This window comes from Myxococcus sp. MH1 (assembly GCF_059738865.1).
The window spans coordinates 6,296,349-6,314,882 of sequence record NZ_AP026947.1; the positions used below are offsets into that span (position 1 = coordinate 6,296,349).

General features: G+C 70.4%; 17 protein-coding genes. 7 read left to right on the plus strand and 10 right to left on the minus strand.

Translation table 11 applies throughout. From position 1 onward, the window contains the following. Positions 1–185 precede the first annotated feature (185 nt). The 9 genes from AC6JA9_RS24310 to AC6JA9_RS24350 all read right to left on the minus strand — a co-directional run bounded on the left by AC6JA9_RS24310 (position 186) and on the right by AC6JA9_RS24350 (position 8,258). A complete protein-coding gene (locus tag AC6JA9_RS24310; RefSeq protein WP_497957928.1) occupies positions 186–1,721 on the minus strand; it encodes a tetratricopeptide repeat protein in 1,536 nt (511 codons plus the stop codon). A 25-nt stretch (positions 1,722–1,746) separates the two neighbouring features. Beyond that, a complete protein-coding gene (locus tag AC6JA9_RS24315; RefSeq protein ID WP_497957929.1) occupies positions 1,747–3,009 on the minus strand; it encodes an outer membrane beta-barrel domain-containing protein in 1,263 nt (420 codons plus the stop codon). Positions 3,010–3,023: 14 nt separating this feature from the next. Next, a complete protein-coding gene (locus AC6JA9_RS24320; RefSeq protein ID WP_497957930.1) occupies positions 3,024–3,845 on the minus strand; it encodes an outer membrane beta-barrel domain-containing protein in 822 nt (273 codons plus the stop codon). A gap of 368 nt (positions 3,846–4,213) precedes the next feature. Then, a complete protein-coding gene (rplC, locus tag AC6JA9_RS24325; protein ID WP_074951747.1) occupies positions 4,214–4,888 on the minus strand; it encodes a 50S ribosomal protein L3 in 675 nt (224 codons plus the stop codon). A 147-nt stretch (positions 4,889–5,035) separates the two neighbouring features. Next, positions 5,036–5,806, minus strand: a complete 771-nt coding sequence (locus AC6JA9_RS24330) for a hypothetical protein (protein WP_223747295.1) — start codon at positions 5,804–5,806, stop codon at positions 5,036–5,038. 65 nt (positions 5,807–5,871) lie between these two features. After that, entirely contained in the window at positions 5,872–6,345 is a 474-nt protein-coding gene (locus AC6JA9_RS24335) for a hypothetical protein (RefSeq protein ID WP_074951744.1), read from the minus strand. 58 nt (positions 6,346–6,403) lie between these two features. Further along, positions 6,404–7,489: a HupE/UreJ family protein gene (locus AC6JA9_RS24340; RefSeq protein WP_497957931.1), complete on the minus strand. Its 1,086-nt coding sequence runs from the start codon at positions 7,487–7,489 to the stop codon at positions 6,404–6,406. A 44-nt stretch (positions 7,490–7,533) separates the two neighbouring features. Further along, on the minus strand, positions 7,534–8,103 hold the full coding sequence (locus AC6JA9_RS24345) for a hypothetical protein (RefSeq protein WP_046714240.1): 570 nt from the start codon (positions 8,101–8,103) through the stop codon (positions 7,534–7,536). Next, a complete protein-coding gene (locus tag AC6JA9_RS24350; protein WP_141323900.1) occupies positions 8,100–8,258 on the minus strand; it encodes a lmo0937 family membrane protein in 159 nt (52 codons plus the stop codon). The genes AC6JA9_RS24345 and AC6JA9_RS24350 overlap by 4 nt, the downstream gene beginning before the upstream one ends. A 301-nt stretch (positions 8,259–8,559) precedes the next feature. On the opposite strand from AC6JA9_RS24350, the gene AC6JA9_RS24355 reads away from it, so the two are divergent. The 7 genes from AC6JA9_RS24355 to AC6JA9_RS24385 all read left to right on the plus strand — a co-directional run bounded on the left by AC6JA9_RS24355 (position 8,560) and on the right by AC6JA9_RS24385 (position 18,049). Further along, positions 8,560–9,297, plus strand: coding sequence for a lytic transglycosylase domain-containing protein (locus AC6JA9_RS24355; protein WP_223783732.1), 738 nt, complete (start codon positions 8,560–8,562; stop codon positions 9,295–9,297). Between the two features lie 224 nt (positions 9,298–9,521). After that, the gene (locus AC6JA9_RS24360; protein WP_223747292.1) at positions 9,522–9,842 is read left to right on the plus strand and encodes an STAS domain-containing protein; all 321 of its coding nucleotides are present in this window, start codon (positions 9,522–9,524) and stop codon (positions 9,840–9,842) included. A 90-nt stretch (positions 9,843–9,932) separates the two neighbouring features. After that, positions 9,933–10,916 carry an AAA family ATPase gene (locus tag AC6JA9_RS24365; protein WP_223747291.1) on the plus strand — a complete coding sequence of 328 codons (984 nt, stop codon included), beginning with the start codon at positions 9,933–9,935 and terminating at the stop codon, positions 10,914–10,916. Beyond that, positions 10,913–11,881, plus strand: coding sequence for a DUF58 domain-containing protein (locus AC6JA9_RS24370; RefSeq protein WP_223783733.1), 969 nt, complete (start codon positions 10,913–10,915; stop codon positions 11,879–11,881). The genes AC6JA9_RS24365 and AC6JA9_RS24370 overlap by 4 nt, the downstream gene beginning before the upstream one ends. Next, a complete protein-coding gene (locus AC6JA9_RS24375; RefSeq protein WP_223783734.1) occupies positions 11,878–13,935 on the plus strand; it encodes a transglutaminase TgpA family protein in 2,058 nt (685 codons plus the stop codon). Before AC6JA9_RS24370 ends, AC6JA9_RS24375 begins: the two co-directional genes overlap by 4 nt. 601 nt (positions 13,936–14,536) lie before the next feature. Then, positions 14,537–15,424: an RNA polymerase factor sigma-32 gene (locus AC6JA9_RS24380; protein ID WP_141329544.1), complete on the plus strand. Its 888-nt coding sequence runs from the start codon at positions 14,537–14,539 to the stop codon at positions 15,422–15,424. A 162-nt stretch (positions 15,425–15,586) separates the two neighbouring features. Beyond that, on the plus strand, positions 15,587–18,049 hold the full coding sequence (locus AC6JA9_RS24385; RefSeq protein ID WP_267700674.1) for an OPT family oligopeptide transporter: 2,463 nt from the start codon (positions 15,587–15,589) through the stop codon (positions 18,047–18,049). Between the two features lie 52 nt (positions 18,050–18,101). Here the strand turns inward: AC6JA9_RS24385 and AC6JA9_RS24390 are convergent, their stop codons facing one another. Further along, a complete protein-coding gene (locus AC6JA9_RS24390; protein WP_223747287.1) occupies positions 18,102–18,527 on the minus strand; it encodes a hypothetical protein in 426 nt (141 codons plus the stop codon). Positions 18,528–18,534 lie beyond the last annotated feature (7 nt).

Consider the following 18,534-nt stretch of genomic DNA (forward strand, 5'->3'; position numbering starts at 1 on the left):
GCCCCCCGAGCAGTCATTCACCCGGCGACGAGGGACGAACGAAAGTAGACGCGCCTACCCTGAATGAGAAGTGGTGTGGAACGGCTCTTGCGACGCAGGAAACACGAAGGGGACCACCCCGGCACACGATGTGCGCGAAGGAGGTCCCCTTGGGTACGAAGGCCGGGCACCGTGTGCCCGGAATGTCACGGTTGGGCGTCCGCAGTCTTCGCCGGGCAGCCCCGCTTCAAGGTGTACTGGTAGTAGCCAATCTCGTCGATCCAGAACTCGCCCTGGAACTTCCAGTAGTTCCACGCCGCGCCCGGCATCTTCGGTCGGTAGAGCGACTGGCGCGTCAGGAGCGCCTTCTGGTCCAGGCCCGCCTGCAGCAGGTCCTTCTCATCCAGCGCCGTCTGCACGCGGATGATCTCGGCCTGGTCGGAGAACGTGCGCAGGTTGTCGGCCGCCTCACGGATGCGGCTTCGGGCCAGCGTCCCGCCCACCTGGAGCAGCGTGCCGCGAATCTCCTCCAGCGACGCCACCGTCTGCGTCGCCAGGGGCGTGCCGCGCCAGGGCCCGGAGGACAGCTCGCGCTTCTCCTGGTCCACGCGGGCCAGCACGCGCATCACCTCGCGGATGCGCTCGTTGTTGCGCAGCCACAGGTACACCGGGCGCGGCAGGCGACGGTTCTCCGCGGCCACCAGGTTGTAGGCCTGGATGAGGTCGCCGTCCTCGGCGGTGAAGGGCTCGAGCTGCCTGGCCATGGGGCCGTACAACTCGTCGAAGGCCGCCAGCGTCGTCTTCACCTCGTCGTAGAGGCACGAGTAGTAATAGACGGTGGACTTGAGGATCCACGACTCGGGCTGGAAGGCCCCGGCGAACTGCGGAGCGTGCAGCGCCTGGAGGCTGCCGAGCGCGCCGCCGAAGTCCTCGTTCTGGAAGCGCGCGAAGCCGTTCTCGAACAGGGCCTGGTCCCAGTAGCGCGTGTAGCGCGGCACCCGCTCGTACGCGGCCGTCGCCTCCGCGTACTCGCCCCGGCGGTAGTGCAGCCGCCCCAGGCCGATGAGCGCCAGGTGCTGCGTCGCCTTGAGCTCCACCTGCGGCTCCTGGGAGGCCAGCGCGACGTTGAAGGCGGCCAGCGCCTCCTTGTCGAGCGCCTCGCCCTCACCGGGACGGCCGGGGAAGCGCGGGTCCGCCAGCACCACGCCCAGCAGGTAGCGCGCCTTGGCGTACACGCGGCTGTCCCTGGGCACCGCCTCCAGCAGCGAGCGCGCCTCCTCGAAGCGCATGCGACGCTGGCTCACCGTGCCCACCAGGTAGTTGATGCGCGCGAGCACCTCCTTGGGCAGCGTCACCCACTGGTCCCTCACCTCGTCCGAGTACGCCTGGTTGAGGATGCTGGGGATGAGGTTCTGCTCGTCCAGTTGCTGCTGCATGTCCACCAGCCCCTCCACCGCCTTCAGGTACGAGGGGTGCGAGGGCCCGGCGTTGACGATGGCCGCGTAGGAGATGAAGGCCGCCACCGGCAGGCCCTTCTTCGCGAGCGACTGGGCGAGGAAGTACTCCGCCTTGCCCTGCGTCTGCGCGTCGCCGCCGGCCTCGGAGGCCTGGAAGAAGAGCGGCGCGGCGGTGTCGATGTCGCCCGCGTTGAAGGCGGCCAGGGCGCGGTTGTAGCCGCCCGGGTCCTGGGCGCTGGCCGCGAGCGGAGCCAGGACGGCGAGGAGAGGAAGCAGTCGTTTCATGGCGAGTCGTGCCTTCATGGCGCAATCAGAAGAGGAACGAGAAGCCTGCGTAGAAGCTGATGTTGTTGAGCACGTCGGAGGACGGCTCGGCCACCAGGTCGCGTCCGAGGATGATGTCGTCGCGGTAGTTCTTCTTCGTCTTCCGGTCGACGCCGTCGAACCTCTGATAGTCACAACTGCTACTCAGTTGCAGAGCAGCAAACGACTGACTGGGGTCACGCGCGGCGGCCTCCATCTTGTCGAAGTCCGCCAGGTTGCAGCCGTCCACCCTATCCACGCGGGCGGTGTAGATGAGGTCGCGGACCTCCAGGCGCAACGCGTAGGACTCACCGAATTGCAGCCGGAAGCCGCCGCCCACCGAGCCCAGGAACTTGGTGCCCGTGTCGCCGAAGCGCGCCGGCACATCGTAGCGCTGGCCGTCCACCTCGTTGGACATCGCGGGGCGGATGAGGTGGCGTGTGGAGCCGATGCCGGCGCCGCCGCTGAACACCAGACTGAACTGCGCCAGCTTGTTGTCCAGGAACGCGAACTTGCCGTACAGCGGCGTCACCTCCACGCCCGCCTGCGCGCCCCACACCAACAGCAGCGACGAGGCCGCCTGCGCCTGCTCACGCACCTTGTCGATGAGCTCCAGGTTGAAGCCGCTCTCGTTGGTGTGCCAGTTGTACTGGCCCGTCATCTGGAGGCCGAAGTTCTCCTGCAGGTGGTAGATGTATTGGAGCGCGGTGCCGGCGTGGTTGGTGTACTTGCCGTTGACCTGCACCACCGCCGGGTACAGCGCCAGCTCGTGCTTGCCCTCGTCCGCGAAGCGCTTCTTCTGGACGATGTGCAGCGACACGTTCGGGTTGTAGAGCGGCGCGCCGTTCACCAGGCGCTGCTGCTGCGCGTCCGTGGTGCGCGGCGCCTCGTCGGACGAGGCCAGCACCGGCGCGTCATCCGGCGTCACCGGCGCGTCCACGTCGTGCTCGCGCGCGGGCTCGGCCACCGCGGGCTCGGTGTCCTCCTGGGCAGGCAGCTCCTCCTGCACCGGCGCGAGCGCGGGCTGCACCGAGGGCTTTTCGGCGGACTGCGTGGGAACGGTGGGCTCCGGACGCGAGGTCGGCGTGCGGGGAGCCTCCAGCTTCGGCTCGGGCGCGGCGGGAGGCGGCGGCACGAAGGTCTCCGCGCCCGGAGCGGGCACGGACGGCGCCTCCTCGGCTTGGGCGAGGAAGGCCGCGGACGTCGGGAAGCGCGGGGCCGCCTGGGCCACCGCGGCGACGAGGAGCGCGAGGGACAGAATCGGTCGCATGGTTCGAAGGTGCCCTAGAAGGAGTAGGTGTAGCCGAGGTCGAACTGCACCAGGTGCGTGAGGCCCGGACTGGACGCGGACTCACCCGTCACGCGGCCCGCCTCCCAGTCCTCACGGACCAGGTTGACGCGGTAGTTGTCGCGGAACACCCAGTCGCGCACCTCCAGCCGCAGCCCGTGCTTGTCGAGGATGAAGAAGCGGAAGCCCACCGCCGCGGACACCATGGGCGCCACGCGCGTCTCGCGCACCCAGTAGTCCTCCGACGCGCTGCCCCGGTCATCCAGCGACGTGCGGTTGTCGCAGACGCCCGCCTGGCGGTTGACGACCTGCGAGCATTGGATGACCGAGTTGCGCTGGAAGCTGCCCAGGCCGCCGCCGGCCCACACATAGGCCTGGAAGTGCGCGGGGAGGTCCGACACCAGGTTCAGCTTCCCGTAGATGGGCGCCCAGCGGATGCCCGCCACGCCGTGGAGGTTCATCTCCCAGAGGTCCTCCAGTTCGTCCGTGACGAGCTTCTCCTCGAGCGCAAGGAAGCTCTCGGAGATGGAGCGCGCCAGGCCCGTGTGGCGGCTGGCCGCGTAGCCCGCGCGCGCCTCCACCGCGAAGGTGTTGAAGAGGTTGTAGGCGACGCCGAGGTTGAAGAAGTAGTGCGCCGTCAGGTGCGTCTGGAGGGGCAGCCCCACCCCCAGGGACACCTCGAGCTTGCCGCCCGGCTCGTACAGCCGGTTGCGGACGACGACGTTGTCGAGGACGGCCTCGTCATCCTGCGCGGCGGCCGCCGAGGCCGCCAGCCAGACCACCAGTGGTGCGAAGACGCGGAGCGTGCGTGCGTTCATGGTTCCTGCCCGGCCCAAGGGGTTGGGCCGACGTGTGCCAGGGCGCCTGCGTCACCGACGGCCAGGCCCCTTCATGGCGCATCCATGTGCACACGCCTTCCACGCCAGACAAGCCACGGAGCCCAGGAGGCGGAATTATTTTCACCCCGAGGCTCCCGCGCCGACCACCTCTCAACGTTTCCGGATGCCCGACAGCCCCCGAGGACGGAAGATGGTCCACCACGCTTCCCACGGCGGGACACACCTGTGCCCACTCACCGCGGGGGAACCAGAGGCGGAAAAGCGAACGCCCCGCCCGGATGCCCGACGAATCGGGCCCGGAGGCGGGGCGTCATGAGGGCTTCAGACGAAGCCGCTCGGACAGCGGATCAGGCGCGGCGCGCGGCCTTGTGCTGCTCGCGCATGGCCACCTTGATGCTCGGGCGGACGTACACGATGGCGTTGTTGTGGCCCGGGACGGCGCCCTTGACCAGGACGAGACCCTTCTCCAGGTCCACGTCGACGACGGTCAGGTTCTGCGTGGTGACCTGCTCCACGCCGTAGTGACCCGGCATCTTCTTGTTGGGGTAGGTGCGGCCCGGCGTCTTACGCTGACCGATGGCGCCCGGGTGACGCTGGTACTCGTGCGTACCGTGCGTCTTCGTCTGCGAACCCTTGAAGCTCCAGCGGCGCATGACGCCGGAGAAGCCGCGGCCCTTCGTCACGCCCGTGACGTCCACGAGCTGGCCCTTGGAGAACAGGTCCGCCTTGACGGCGTCGCCCACGTTGAAGGAGGTCGCCTCCTCCACCGTGACGCGGAACTCCTTCAGGTGCCGGCGGTAGGGGGCGTTGTTCTTCTTGAAGAAGCCCCGCTCGCACTTGTTCAGGATCTTCTCGCGGATCTCACCAAAGCCCAGGGTGACCGCGGAGTACTGATCCTTCTCGGGAGTGCGCTTGCCCACCACCTGGCAGGTGCTCACGTCGATGACCGTCACGGGAACGAGGTTGCCCTCGTCGGTGAACACCTGGGTCATTCCGATCTTCTTGCCAATCAGACCCTTCACGTCGTCCTCACACTGCCAGCGCGCGTAGGCGCGGAAAAACCCAATAAAATCAATGATCTGGCCCGCGAACTAATCTGCGGTCCCCAGGAAGCGGCGCAATGTAGCAGACATACCCCTGACGTCAAGCACTACGGGAGCCAGGGTCCCTCACTGCGCGCGATCGAGCCGGGGGTAGAAAGCGGCCAGCTGTGGATCAGCGATGCGTTGAGCGTACACGTCCTCCCCGAGCAGGAACAGCGCCTGGTCCAGATAATCCTCGGCGGCCTTCACCTGTTCCTCGAGGGTGGCGATGGACTGGTCGATTTCCGCCATGCGCGCCTCGTGCTCCTCCTTGCGGGCCTCGGCCTCGTCCTCCATCTCCAGCAGGCGCTTGTGGGCCAGGATGCCGGGGGCGCCGGGCTGGCCGGGCTCCGGGGTGAGGGCGGTGGCCAGGCGCGCGTCCAGGTCCTCGACCTCCCGGCCGAGCCGCATCTGGGTCAGGCGGTTCTTCTTGAGGTTGGTGCGCGCGGTGTCGATGCGGGCGGGGTCCTGCCGCGTCAGCTCCATGTCCGCGATCTTCTTCTCCAGCTTGATGAGGCCGTCGGCGGCGTAGCGCAGCTCCGCGCGCCGGCTGGCGAGCGTCTTGCGCAGGTCCTTCACCTTGCCGTCGATGGCATCCACCGCCTTCTTCCACTTGCGGACGATGGCCTGGTGGCCGGCCTTCTCCTGCTCCTGTTCGTCGAGGAAGGCCTGGTAGGCGGCATCCTCGTCGTTCATCTCCTGCTCGAACGCGGCCAGCTCCTCGCGGCGCGCCACCACCGCCTCCTCCGCCTTGTAGACGCGGTCCATGGAGCGGGGGCAGGTCGGCTTGCCCGGGAGCCTGTCGCGGGACAGGTCTCCCAACTGGAAGATGAGGTCGTCGTAGCTCTCCTTCGCCATGGGCGGATTTCTACGCCCAAGGCCCCCGGACTGTCACCGGGAGAGCGCGCCCCCGGCGCTCGAATTCAGGAGTCGGCGGGCGCGGCGGCCTGGGCGGGGCTCGCCATGGTGGCGCCGGCCAGGGCGCCCTCGGCCATGGTGAGCAGCTCGCGGGAGCGGTCCTGCTCCTCGGTGCGGTTGAGCTCGCAGACCCAGGCCGAGGACAGGTCCGCCTGCTGGCGCGCCAGCTCCGCGGTGGCCTCGTAGCGGGCGGCGGACGCGCGAGCGAAGGCCCCCTCGCGCCGCAGCTCCAACAGGGTGTCCGGGTCCAGGATGATCTCCTCGGGAGGCACCGGCAGCGGCCCCCGTCCCAGCGCCGCCAGTCGCGCGAGCAACCTGGAGGCATGCGCCCGGCAGAAGGCGGCCAGCACCATCAGCCTCGCGCGCATGCGCGCATCCATGATCCGCTCGGCGAGCATCGTCATCCGCCGCGCGGAGACGACCTCCGCCTCCCACGCGGCCGCCAGTGCCGCGGCCAGCCGGGTATGCCTCGCACCCATCTACGTCCCCCGATCCCTACCCTCTTCGAGGCCAACGTAGGGACGGGGTCCGCGGGATTCAACCGAGTGCGCGCTGGACCATCCAGTACCCACCAGCCGCGAGGATGCCCACGGACAACACGCGGACGGTCCCCAGGTGCGCGCGCGGCCGGCGCTGGAGCATCCGCAGGGGCGGCAGCAGCACGGCGACCACGAGCGCCTGGCCCAGTTCCACGCCCAGGTTGAAGCCGAGCAGCCCCTTCACCACGGAGTCTCCCAGGCCATAGCCCGCCAGCACGCTCGCGAAGCCGAAGCCGTGCACCAGCCCGAAGAGGAACGTGACGAGCGCGCGGTGACGGTGCTCGCGCAGCACCAGGTTCTCCACCGCGACGTAGATGATGGACAGCGCGATGGCGGCCTCCACCCACCGCGCCCGCTCGCCATCCAGCACCACCCAGCCGAGCGCCGTGGCCCCCAGGGTCAGCGAGTGCGCCACGGTGAACGACGTCACCAGCAGCAGCACGCGCTTGAACCCGCCGCCCACCAGCAGCACGGCCAGCAGGAACGCCAGGTGGTCCACGCCCTCGACGATGTGGCGCATGCCCAGCCCCACCCAGCCGAGGAAACCTCCGATGGCGGACGAGGACACCTCCCCGGGGTCGGGGATGTCGAGCGAGGGCTGGCCCGCCTCCGCGAACAGCGCGCCCGGCGCCCCGCCCTCCCCCACGCTGCCCAGGATGACCCGGTAGCCCGAGGGCAGCACGGACAACACCCCGTAGCGCTGGCGCAGCCGTCCCTCGGGACAGGTGAAGGTGGCCGTCAGCTCGACGAACGTGGCCCGCGCCCGCGCCGCCTGGGCCGTGCGCGCGCAAGGAGCGCCGCCCGCGGTGAGCGGCAGCACATCCCACACGCCGCTCGAGAGGACATCGGGGCGCGCGTCCAGCTCCGCCTGCGACAGGGCACCATCCGAGTCCGCGTCCAGGCCCGCCGGGGCCAGCCGCCCGAGCGTCGCGGCCGTCATGGTGAGGACCTGACGCACCTGGGACGCGCGGGCGTCCGGCGTGCGACGCACCTGGGTGTAGAGGATGTCTGCGTCGTGGGCGGAGGCGGAATGCGCGCCGAGGAGCAGGCCCGCCCAAAGCCCCCACCAGGGGAAGCTCTTCATGGCGCGCGAGCCTGCCGCCGGGCGGCGCCCGAGTCCACCCCGCCCTATTCCTGGATGACCTCGAGCTGGATCTGCTGCCGGCCGCTCAGCCCGCCGTGACGGGCGCCGCAGCGGGGGCAGAAGATGAGCTGATCCCACTCCCACAGGAGCTTCACGTCCTCGCCGCAGCAGAGCATGGGGATCACACGCAGGAGCTCATCCGGCTCCGGGTCCATGGGGCCCGGCATCGACTCGGGCTCCACGGCGACGAAGGTGGGCCGGGGGTTGAGCGACAGCGTGCGCGAGACGTGCGCCAGCTGCTCGTAGCGGACGTGGTTGGCCCACGCGCGCGCCACCGACTCCAGATGCGTCTGCTGCGCGGGCGTGAGGAAGCCATCCGCCTCCGCGCGGTGGCCGCAGTAGGGGCAGCGCCACACCGGCAGCCCCTCCTCGCCCTCGTGCGCGTTCTCCAGCGTGAAGAACGCCTGCAGCTTGTGCAAGAGCGCACGGGCGTCATGCGGGCCGGGGCGCGTCTTGAACGCGCGCATGCAGCTGGGACACTCGCGGCGGGTGAAGCCCGCGGTGTCCCGGGGCAGCTCCACCCCGTCCGCCCTGGGACCTCGGACCGCGCTCATGACACCGCCGTCCTCCGGCCCCGCGACACCACGCCCAACACGAACGTGAGCAGCGCGAACAGCAGCAACAGGTGGACCCAGTAGCCCTCCGTGGAGCCCACCGTCAGGCCCGTGCCCCACAGCACGAGCAGGATCATCCCCATGGTCCAGTACACGTCGGCACCTCCCCCGTATCCCCATCCCGGAGCGGCCCAAGGTAGGAACGCGGTTGCCCACCGGCAACCCAGTGCTTTTCACAGGAAGCAAAGTTCCCTGTCCGGGCATTTTTTCCGACGCCCGAGAAGCCCGCGTGCCCACCAGGAACTCGGTGTTCCAAGAGATCTAAAGGAGATACCCGCGCGCAAGGGGCACCCTGGGCCCTGGCACGGCACCTGCTTGGGTGCCTCCTCGTCGGAGTCGGGTGAATGAGCGCGACATCCGTGGGCTTGTGGGCATGGGGTTGCCGGGGAGGGTGGGATGAGGGGCTGGACGGTGGCGGTGACGGCGGCGGCGATGCTGTTGAGCGCGGGGGCGTACGCGTTTCCGGTGCAGGTGCCCACGGGGCCTCAGGGGGAGCCCGCGGAGATGATGTACCTGCGCGCCTCGCTGGAGCAGCGGGAGCGGGAGCTGAAGGCGGCGCTGGCGAAGCTGGAGAAGTACGAGGATGAGGCGATGTTCGCGCAGGCCGAGCGCCTGGGCGTGGTGGAGATGGTGAAGGCGTCGGGGCTGCCGGTGCACCAGCAGCGCCGGCTGGCGGTGGCCATCGTCCGCGAGGCGCAGCGCAACAACGTGGACCCGCTGCTGGTGGTGGCGGTCATCCGCTGCGAGAGCTCCTTCAACAACTACGCGGTGTCCCACGTGGGCGCCATGGGCCTGATGCAGGTGATGCCGGACACGGGCACGTGGCTGGCGGACAAGGCCGGCTTCCGGCTGGGCCGCTCCACCAACCTGTTCGACGCGGAGACGAACGTGACGCTGGGCACGGCCTACCTGGCGGACCTCATCAACCGCTTCGGCTCCGTGGAGAAGGCGCTGGTCGCCTACAACGCGGGCCCGGGGCTGGCCCGGCGCATCCTCGCCAAGAAGGACGCGCGCACGAAGTTCATGGCGGGCTACCCCACCAAGGTGGTGAAGGAGTTCCGCAAGCTGAAGGCCCAGCAGGAGCGCGAGCTGACCCTGCGAGATCAGCAGAAGACGATTGACCGGCAGGGTTGATCGGCAGGCGACAACCAGGACGCCCGCCATCTGACAGTCGTGTAGATGTTGCATCCCGGTGGCTGAAATTCCTTCCCATCTCCAGGCAGTGTTCGCGCCTGGCAGTGCACCCCATGGATATTCCATGGGTTTTCCGGGTGCGACATTGGCCCGGAATGTGCTCCTGCCGCCGTGCCCGAGACTTCGGCACAGCGCGCACACGCATCGATTGGGAGAGCACAGCAATGGCGGGTTTGCAGATCCACCGTGAGGACGTCGCAGGTCGCATCACCCTGCGTCTGGAAGGGGTTCTGGACGGCAAGACGGCGCAGGAGGTGCAGACGTCGCTGGACACGTTGCAGGGCCAGGACGTGGTGGTGGACTTCACCCACCTGCGGGAGTTCAAGGACAGCGCGGTGGGGGTGCTGACGCGCAACCTGGCGAACTCGGTGAAGCTGCGCGGGCTGGCGTCGCACCACGAGCGGATGTTCCGCTACTTCGGCGTGACGACGGGCGTGGTGGTGCAGCGTCCGTACTACACGCCCGAGGACGTGCTCTCCCTCTAGTCGAGGGAGGCCGAGCAGGCGGGCGCCCCTGGAGGGTGCCCTGGAGTTGGCGGTGCCGGCCCCCGGGGGAGTCGGCTAGAGTGACGGCGGATGACCCAGCCCGCCCGCGTCCTCGCCGCCGACGTACCGTCCCCCGCCTCCGCGCGCCCGGCGATGGAGAGAATCGCCGCCGAGCTCGGGCGCGCCGTCGAGGGCAAGGAGGCCCAGGCGCGCCTGGTGACGACGTGCCTGGTCTCCGGTGGGCACCTGTTGCTGGAGGACGTGCCGGGTGTCGGCAAGACGACGCTCGCGGAGGCCCTGGCCCGGGCCTGTGGGCTGAGCTTCGCGCGCGTGCAGTTCACCGCGGACCTGATGCCCGCCGACATCCTCGGCGCCCAGGTCTTCCACGCCCAGACGGCCACCTTCCAGTTCCGTCCCGGTCCCCTCTTCCGTCAGCTGGTGCTCGCGGACGAGCTCAACCGCGCCCCGCCGCGCACGCAGTCCGCGCTGCTGGAGGCCATGGCGCAGGGCCAGGTGTCGCTCGACGGGAGCACGCACGCCCTGCCCTCCCCCTTCACGGTGGTGGCCACGCAGAACCCGGTGGACTTCTCCGGCACCTACCCGCTGCCGGACTCGCAGCTGGACCGCTTCATGGTGCGCCTGTCCCTGGGGCACCCCGCCGCCGACGTGGAGGCGCGGCTGCTGGCCACGCGGGGCCGCACGCCGCCCCTGGAGGCCGTCAAGGGCGTCTCCAGCCCCGAGGAGCTGGCGGCCCTGCGCGCGCTGTCCGCGGAGCAGCGGCTGGACGCGTCCGTGGCGGAGTACGTGGTGCGGCTGGCGCGGGCGACGCGGGAGCACGGCGACATCGAGCGAGGCGCCTCCACGCGCGCGGTGCTGGCGCTGGGCGCGGCGGCCCGCACGCAGGCCCTCTGGGAGGCCCGGGACTTCGTGACGCCCGGGGACGTGCGGGCGGTGCTGGTGCCGTGCTGGGCGCACCGCGTGCTGCTGCGCAGCGCCGTGCAGGGCGTGGCGGCGCGGGACGAGGCGGCGCACCTGTTGGAGGAGCTGGTCCGAAAGGTCCCGGCGCCGCGGTGAAGTCCACGTGGAAGCAGCGCTGGGCGCGGCTTCGCGCCAGGCTCCGTCCGCCGCGCACCCTCCGGGTGACGCGCATCGGCCGCACGTACCTGGTGGTGACGTTCGGCGTGGGGCTGGGCGCGCTCAACACGGGCAACAACCTGCTCTATCTGCTGTTGGGCCTGCTGCTGAGCATGGTGGTGGTGTCCGGCGTGCTGTCGGAGCGGTGCATCCGGGACCTGTCGGTGCGCCGGGTGGGCACGGACGCGGCCTTCGCGGGTGAGCCCTTCGCCTTCCGCTGGGCCGTGTCGCGCAAGCAGGGGCAGGCCTTCGCCCTGGCGCTCGCGGAGGCGGACTCGCCGCTGACGGGCGCGGGCGGCGTGGGCTACCTGCCCTCCGGCGTGGAGCACATCGTCCGCGCGGACCTGGTCGCGCCCCGCCGCGGGCCGGTGCGGCTGACGGGCGTGCAGGTGACGACGACGTGGCCCCTGGGGCTGTTCGCCAAGACGCGCGTGCTCTCCCTCGACGGCCTGCTGCTCGTCTATCCCAAGCGCGGCTATGCCTGCATGGACCCGGGCGACGCCGAGCGAGGGCCGGTGGGGGACGCGGGAAACCCGCGCCGCAACGACGGCAGCGGCGACGTGACGGGCCTGCGCGAGCTGGCCGAGGGCGAGGACGCGCGCCGCATCCACTGGCTCAAGAGCGCGTCGATGGGGAAGCTCCTGCGCGTGGAGCGCGAGCGCGAGGAGCGCCGCACGTGGATGCTGTCCATCGAGCCGGGCCTGGAGGGCGAGGCGCTGGAGCGGCGCTGCGAGGAGGTCGCGGCGCTGGCCCACCGGCTGCTCGAGGAGGGCCATGAGGTGGGCCTCCACACCGCGGAGGAGCGGCTGCGCGCGGGCACGGGCGCGGCGCAGGAGCGGCGCATCCTCAGGGCCCTGGCGTGGCTGGGCTTCGAGCGGCCGCGGGACGAGGAGGCGGCGGCATGACGCGCGGCTCGCGACTGCGACTGGTGCTGCGCGACGTGGCCTCCGGCTGCGCGTTCGGGTCGATGGCCGTGTCCGGCCAGCTGCCGCTGTGGACGCTGGGCCTCTATGGCTTCTCGCTGGTGGCGGCGCTCCTGGGCAAGCGGCTGTTCGCCCGGCGCGCGAAGCTCACCGCGCTGTTGCTGTTGGGCGTGGCGGCGGTGCTGGCCGTCAATGTCACGGCGGGCTCGCTCAACCTGGTGGTGGCCGCGTGTGCCTTCGCGGGCCTCATCTCCGCGCACCGGCTGCTGTCCACGCCGGACCCGGCCACGGATGGGCAGGTGCACCTGTCCGGCCTGTTGATGGTGGCGGGCGGCGCGGCGCTGTCCGGTGAGCTGGTCTACGGCCTGTTCCTGGTCGCCTTCAGCGTGCTGTCCAGCGTCTCGCTGGCGCTGGGCGTGGTGGAGTCGGCGGTGCCCGAGGGTGAGCCCATCCCGGTGCGCCAGGTGCTGCGCCCCCTGAGCACGGGCGTCAGCTTCGCGGTGGCCGGCGCGGTGGCCTTCTTCATCCTCTTCCCCCGCCTCAACTGGAACATGACGGGGCCTCGCGCGTCGCCGGGCATCGGCCCCGCGACGACGGGCTTCTCCAACACGGTGCGGCTGGGCGGCACGGGGACCATCAAGGACAACCCGCGCGTCGTGCTGCGGGCGACGCTGAACCCGGACCCGGGCGTGGATGCGCTCGGCGCGTACTGGGTGGGCCGCACCTACGACATCTTCGACGGGCTGGAGTGGACGAACGCGGGCGGCGTGCGCAAGGAGCGCGAGCCGCTGCTGACGCTGCGTCCGGGCGGCGACAACCTGGTGCACCAGCGCGTGGAGCTGCTGCCGGCCTACGGCGGTCGCACGCTCATCGCGCTCGAGACGCCGTCGCGGCTGGGCAACGCGGTGGCGAACACGAGCACGGGCGGCCGGCGCACCTCGCTCCAGGAGCTGTCCGGCGGCGAGGCGCGCTTCCTGGAGCCGGGCATCTCCTACTCCTATGAGGCGTACAGCCTGCCGCCGGGTGGCAGTGGCGACCGGTTCCGCAAGCTGCCCCCGGTGGAGCAGGACGCGCTGCTGGCGCTGCCCGAGAACATCGACCCACGCGTGGCCCAGACGGCGGCGCGGGTGCTCGACGGCGAGCGCGAGCCGATGGCCGCCGCGCAGAAGCTGGCCGCGTGGCTGCAGCGCGAGCACTCGTACACGTTGGAGCAGGCCGGCGAGAGGGATGACCCGCTGGCGGACTTCCTCTTCGAGCGCAAGGCCGGGCACTGCGAGCACTTCGCCACCGCGCTCACGTTGATGCTGCGCACCCAGGGCATCCGGGCCCGGCTGGCCACGGGCTTCTTCGGCGGCGAGCGGGTGAACGAGGGCTACATCCTGCGCGCCGGTGACGCCCACGCGTGGACGCACGTGCTGGTGCCCGAGCGCGGCTTCGTCACCGTGGACGCGACGCCGCCCGCGAATCGTCCGGGCCAGGGCTCGAAGTGGATGCAGCGGCTGCTGGGGTTGTACGAGGCCATCGAGTCGCGGTGGCGCAACTCCGTCGTCGACTACTCGTTCCGGGACCAGGTGGACGTGGCGCGCGCGCTGGTGCGTCCGCCCAAGGGCTCCGAGAAGAACGAGCGCAGCCAGCTGCCCCCCGCGCGGGCCTGGGGCGCGGCGCTGGTGGTGGGCATGCTCGTCTATGCCGGGTGGCGGCTCGTGGAGCGGCTCTCGGGGCGGCCTCGTCCGCTGGAGGCCACGCGCTTCGTGGACGCGGTGGAGGCACAGCTCGCCTCGGCGGGCATCGCGCGGGGTGACGACGAGACGCTGGAGGAGCTGCACGCGCGGATGGCCTCGGACGGCCACGCGCTGGCGCCCGCGCTCGCGCCCATCACCCGGCGCTACCTGGAGGCCCGCTTCGGCGGGCGTCCGCTGCGCCAGGGCGAAGCAGACACGCTGCTGCGCTCCTTGAAGAGCGCCGTCTCCGACTTCGTCCGCCTGGAGGCCCAGCTTCGGGCCCGTACGGATGAGCGGCGCGCCCGCGCCTCCTGAGGGAGCGCGCACCGGCACGCGCCCGCCTCGAACGGCGAGCCCCGGCACGGCGGCAGACCCCAGGGATTCCCGCCGGGGGGGGCGCGCCCGGCGCGGCTGAGCCTCACCGCCCTGCCCGCCTCGGGCGCCATGGGCTCGCGTGGCGGGTGGCCCTCCGGGCGTCCCCCCGGGCGCGGAAAATCGCGCCGGACAGCGGCCGCCGGAGTCGTTAGCCGTTCATCCACGGGAAGGCGAAAGGCGCCGTGCGCGGCCCTCTCGTCCAAGGGGGCTCACCTGCCAGGCGGGCAAGGGAGCTTCCGCGCTCGCTCGGCACCTCGGCTCCTCGACAGGGCCCAGGTGCTCCTCCCTGGAGGCGTCACGTGCACAGACGGGCACATTCTACAGCCGCGAAGTCCCGGCGAGTTCCCAGGTCGGCCGTAACGGTTACAGCCCTCCTTCTTTGTACATGAGCGACGGTTCCGCCAACCCCCCGCAGACACAGGGGAAGGTGGTGTGGGTGGCGCTGGCATCCGGGTTGCTCATGACAGCCCTCGTTCAGTCGTCAAGCGGTCCGAAAAAACCTAGCGGCCTCCACGAGGCCCCACGTCGGGAGAAACCATCCATGCAGGCGTCCACCGAGCAGTCGTCCAACTCCGGCTCCCTGGCGATGTACCTCTCGGAGATCAACCACTACAACCTCCTCACCGTGGAGGAGGAGCAGGCGCTGGCGCGCAGCTTCATCCAGGGAGACCTGGCCGCGGGCCACCGGCTCGTCACGAGCAACCTGCGCTTCGTGGTCAAGGTCGCCTATGAGTACCGCTCCTACGGCATCAAGATGTCGGACCTCATCCAGGAGGGGAACATCGGCCTGATGAAGGCCGTGCAGAAGTTCGACCCGGACAAGGGCATCCGCCTCATCTCCTACGCGGTGTGGTGGATTCGCGCGTACATCCAGAACTACATCCTCAAGAGCTGGTCGCTGGTGAAGCTCGGCACCACCCAGGCGCAGCGGAAGCTGTTCTTCAGCCTGGCGCGCACGCGCCGTGAGCTGGAGAAGTTCGGCAACGGCGAGGCCGTGGTCAACGTGGAGGAGATTGCCCGCCGGCTGCACGTGAAGCCCGGCGAGGTGCGGGAGATGGAGCAGCGCATGGGCGGGCGGGACCTCTCGCTCGACGCGCCCATGGGCGAGGACGGCGGCAACAGCCACGTGGACTTCGTGGTCAGCGCCGCGGCCCCGCAGGACGACGAGTTCGCCGACAAGGAGGAGGCGGGCCTCATCAACGCCCGCGTCCGCACCGCGCTGATGCGCCTGGACCCGCGCGAGCGCTTCATCATCGAGCAGCGCGTGATGAACGAGCGCCCCATGACGCTCAAGGAGCTGGGCGAGCACTTCGGCTTCTCGCGCGAGCGCGCCCGCCAGCTGGAGATCCGCGCCAAGGACAAGCTCAAGGCGGAGCTGGCCGCGCTGATGGCCGAGGTGGACCCGGACGCGGCGGCGCTGCAGCAGTAGTCCCCGCCTGACGCGGCAGGTCGGCCCCGGTTCCGCGGGGGCCACCCCGAGCGCCTCCATCCCTCCCGGGGTGGGGGCGCTTGCCATTTGAGGGGCATTGCTTCGCGCGCCGGGCGGGGCCCTGCTAGAAGGGGCCCGATTCCCTCGTAAGGAGCCTTTCGCTTGGCCCACGGTACCCCGCCGGTCGTCGACGAGCGTGTTCCGCTCGCGCAATCGCACGCGCCCCACCAACACTCCCCGTACATCCCACCCGACCAGTCCCCCACGGAGATGACGATCCGCGGGTTGGTGCTCGGCTCGGTGCTGGGCATCGTGTTCGCCGCCTCGTCCGTGTACCTGGCCATCAAGGTGGGCCTCACGGTGTCCGCGTCGATTCCGGTGGCGGTGCTCTCCATCGCCATCTTCCGGGCGCTGGGCAAGTCGAACATCCTGGAGAACACCATCGTCCAGACGACGGGCTCGGCGGGAGAGTCGCTGGCCTTCGGCGTGGCGGCGGCGCTCCCGGCGCTGCTCTTGTTGGGCTACGACATCAGCCTGACGCACGCGTTCCTCACGGCGGCGCTGGGCGGTGTGCTCGGCGTGCTGATGATGATTCCGCTGCGCCAGGGCCTCATCGTCCAGGAGCACGGCAAGCTGCCCTACCCGGAGGGCACGGCCAGCGCGGACGTGCTCATCGTCGGTGAGCAGGGCGGCACCAACGCGCGCACGGTCATCATCGGCTTCCTGGTGGGCGGCATCTACAAGTTCGCCTACTCCGGCATGAAGCTGTTCCGCGAGGTGCTGAGCACCCCGCTCAAGGGCCTCAAGAGCGCCACGCTCTCCACCGAGGTGAGCCCGGAGCTGCTCGGCGTGGGCTACATCATCGGTCCCCGGGTGGCGGCCATCACCTTCGCCGGTGGCGTGCTGAGCTACCTCATCCTCATCCCCGCCATCTCCTTCTTCGGCGGCGGGCTGGATCAGCCGCTGCTGGTGCACAACGGGCAGCTCATCCGGGACATGTCCCCGGACCAGATTCGCAACGCGTACGTGCTCTACATCGGCGCGGGCGCGGTGGCGACGGGCGGCCTCATCAGCCTCATCCGCTCGCTGCCCACCATCATCGGCGCGTTCAAGCGCGGCGTGGAGTCGCTCAAGGCCTCGCGCGCGCACGGCGGCGCGCCGCAGCTGCTGCGCACCGAGCAGGACCTCCCCATCACCGTGGTGCTGGTGGGCAGCCTGATGCTGGTGCTGACCATCTGGCTGGCGCCCCCGCTGCACGTCAACTTCATCTCCGCCCTGCTCATCATCGTCTTCGGCTTCTTCTTCGTGACGGTGAGCGCGCGAATCACCGGCGAGATTGGCAGCTCCTCCAACCCCATCTCCGGCATGGTGGTGGCCACGCTGCTCGTCACGTGCCTGGTGTACCTGATGCTGGGCTGGACGAACTCCAATGACCGCTTCATGGCGCTGACCACGGCGGCCATCGTCGGCATCGCCGCGTCCAACGGTGGCACCACCGCGCAGGACCTGAAGACGGCCTTCCTGGTGGGCGGCACGCCCCGGCGGCAGCAGACGGCGCTCTTCGTGGGCGTGCTGACCAGCGCCATGTTCATCGGCCTGGTGCTGGTGACGCTCAACAAGGGCGCCACCGTCACCATCCCGGAGCCGCACCCGAACGTGCAGGTCACCGAGCTGACCGAGGAGACGCGCACCCAGTACGTGTTCCCCTGGAGCGTGTCCGCGGACGCGCTGGCGTCGCGCAACCTGGACGAGGCGGCGCTGCGCAAGGCGGCCTGGGCGCAGGGCTACGAGCTGGCCAACACGAACGGCGCGCTGGAGCTGCGCAGCTGGCGGCAGGTGGGCGCGCAGGACGTGGGCGGCGTGACGCTGAGCCCCACGGGCGGCTCGCAGGTGAAGGTGTCCGACCTGGGCGCCGTCACCGAGGGCCCCCAGCGCACCTTCAAGGAAGGCTACGTGCGCGGCGCGGACACGCCGGTGCCCGCGGGCAAGTACCTGGTCGACGGCGCCGGCACCATCCAGTACGTGGTGGACCCGGGCATCGGCGGCCGCATCAGCACCTACGAGGGCCAGGCCCTCACCCGCTACGCGGCGCCCAAGGCGCAGCTGTTCGCGCTCATCATCGACGGCATCCTCACGCAGCGGCTGCCGTGGGACCTGGTGCTGCTGGGCGTGTTCATCGCGCTGATGCTGGAGCTGTGCGGCGTGTCCTCGCTGCCCTTCGCGGTGGGCGTGTACCTGCCCATCAGCAGCAGCGCGCCGCTCTTCGTGGGCGGCATGGTGCGCTACTTCGTGGACCGCGTGCGCGGCGGTGAGTCCGACTTCTCCCCGGGCACCCTGCTCTCCTCCGGCTACATCGCCGGCGGCTCCATCGCGGGCGTGCTCATCGCCTTCCTGGAAATCGCCACGGACGGCGCCGGCTCGCGCGCCATCAACCTGCCGGCCGTGCTCGGCCACGAGGGCGCCATCGGCGGCTTCCTCAACACGGTGGGCGAGAGCGAGCTGGCGCATCCGCTCTGGTCCAACCTCTGGGGCCTGCTCTTCTTCGGCGGCCTGACGCTGTTCCTGCTGCGCTCGGCCCTGCGTGGCCCCAGCGCCGCGGTGTCTCCGCCGCCCGCCGGCAAGTAGCCCCGTGAGGCGACGGCGCTCCCCTTTGCTGGGAGCGCCGTCCCTCCAGTCATCAGAAGTTCGTGTTCTGCGAGCCGTTCACGAGCCGGAGGTACTTGCAGGTGCCCGTCGCGTCCCACTCCACCCGGAAGAAGCCCCGGGTGCTCAGGGCCTGCTCCCAGAGCTCGCCCACGACCGCGTCGGGCACGCAGCTGTAGATGGTGTGGGTGGTGGCCCCCGCCGGGGTGAAATAGGACTGGAAGAGGCGACCGCCGACCATGTCATCCCGGAAGGACGCGGAGGAGGTCGTCACCGCGTCCTGGCGGAAGCCGACCAGGTTGCCGAAACAATGCCCCGAGCCATCCGTGTTCTTCTGGCAGAAGAGGGTCTGCGACTGGAGTCCTCCCCACGCGACGGGAGCGAGCGCCAGGGCCGCGAGCGCAATACCAGGCAACAGGCCCTTGCGAACAAGGGACCTCGAAGAAGAGAGCTGCTTCATGTGTTGT

Bases quoted from the DNA above. Each gene is read 5' to 3' on its own strand.
- AC6JA9_RS24360 (WP_223747292.1), top strand. From the start codon at position 9,522: ATGGCGGGTTTGCAGATCCACCGTGAGGACGTCGCAGGTCGCATCACC.
- AC6JA9_RS24355 (WP_223783732.1), top strand. From the start codon at position 8,560: ATGAGGGGCTGGACGGTGGCGGTGACGGCGGCGGCGATGCTGTTGAGC.
- AC6JA9_RS24340 (WP_497957931.1), bottom strand. From the start codon at position 7,489: ATGAAGAGCTTCCCCTGGTGGGGGCTTTGGGCGGGCCTGCTCCTCGGC.
- AC6JA9_RS24315 (WP_497957929.1), bottom strand. From the start codon at position 3,009: ATGCGACCGATTCTGTCCCTCGCGCTCCTCGTCGCCGCGGTGGCCCAG.
- AC6JA9_RS24390 (WP_223747287.1), bottom strand. From the start codon at position 18,527: ATGAAGCAGCTCTCTTCTTCGAGGTCCCTTGTTCGCAAGGGCCTGTTG.
- AC6JA9_RS24380 (WP_141329544.1), top strand. From the start codon at position 14,537: ATGCAGGCGTCCACCGAGCAGTCGTCCAACTCCGGCTCCCTGGCGATG.
- AC6JA9_RS24365 (WP_223747291.1), top strand. From the start codon at position 9,933: ATGACCCAGCCCGCCCGCGTCCTCGCCGCCGACGTACCGTCCCCCGCC.
- AC6JA9_RS24345 (WP_046714240.1), bottom strand. From the start codon at position 8,103: ATGAGCGCGGTCCGAGGTCCCAGGGCGGACGGGGTGGAGCTGCCCCGG.
- AC6JA9_RS24375 (WP_223783734.1), top strand. From the start codon at position 11,878: ATGACGCGCGGCTCGCGACTGCGACTGGTGCTGCGCGACGTGGCCTCC.
- AC6JA9_RS24320 (WP_497957930.1), bottom strand. From the start codon at position 3,845: ATGAACGCACGCACGCTCCGCGTCTTCGCACCACTGGTGGTCTGGCTG.
- AC6JA9_RS24335 (WP_074951744.1), bottom strand. From the start codon at position 6,345: ATGGGTGCGAGGCATACCCGGCTGGCCGCGGCACTGGCGGCCGCGTGG.
- AC6JA9_RS24310 (WP_497957928.1), bottom strand. From the start codon at position 1,721: ATGAAACGACTGCTTCCTCTCCTCGCCGTCCTGGCTCCGCTCGCGGCC.
- AC6JA9_RS24330 (WP_223747295.1), bottom strand. From the start codon at position 5,806: ATGGCGAAGGAGAGCTACGACGACCTCATCTTCCAGTTGGGAGACCTG.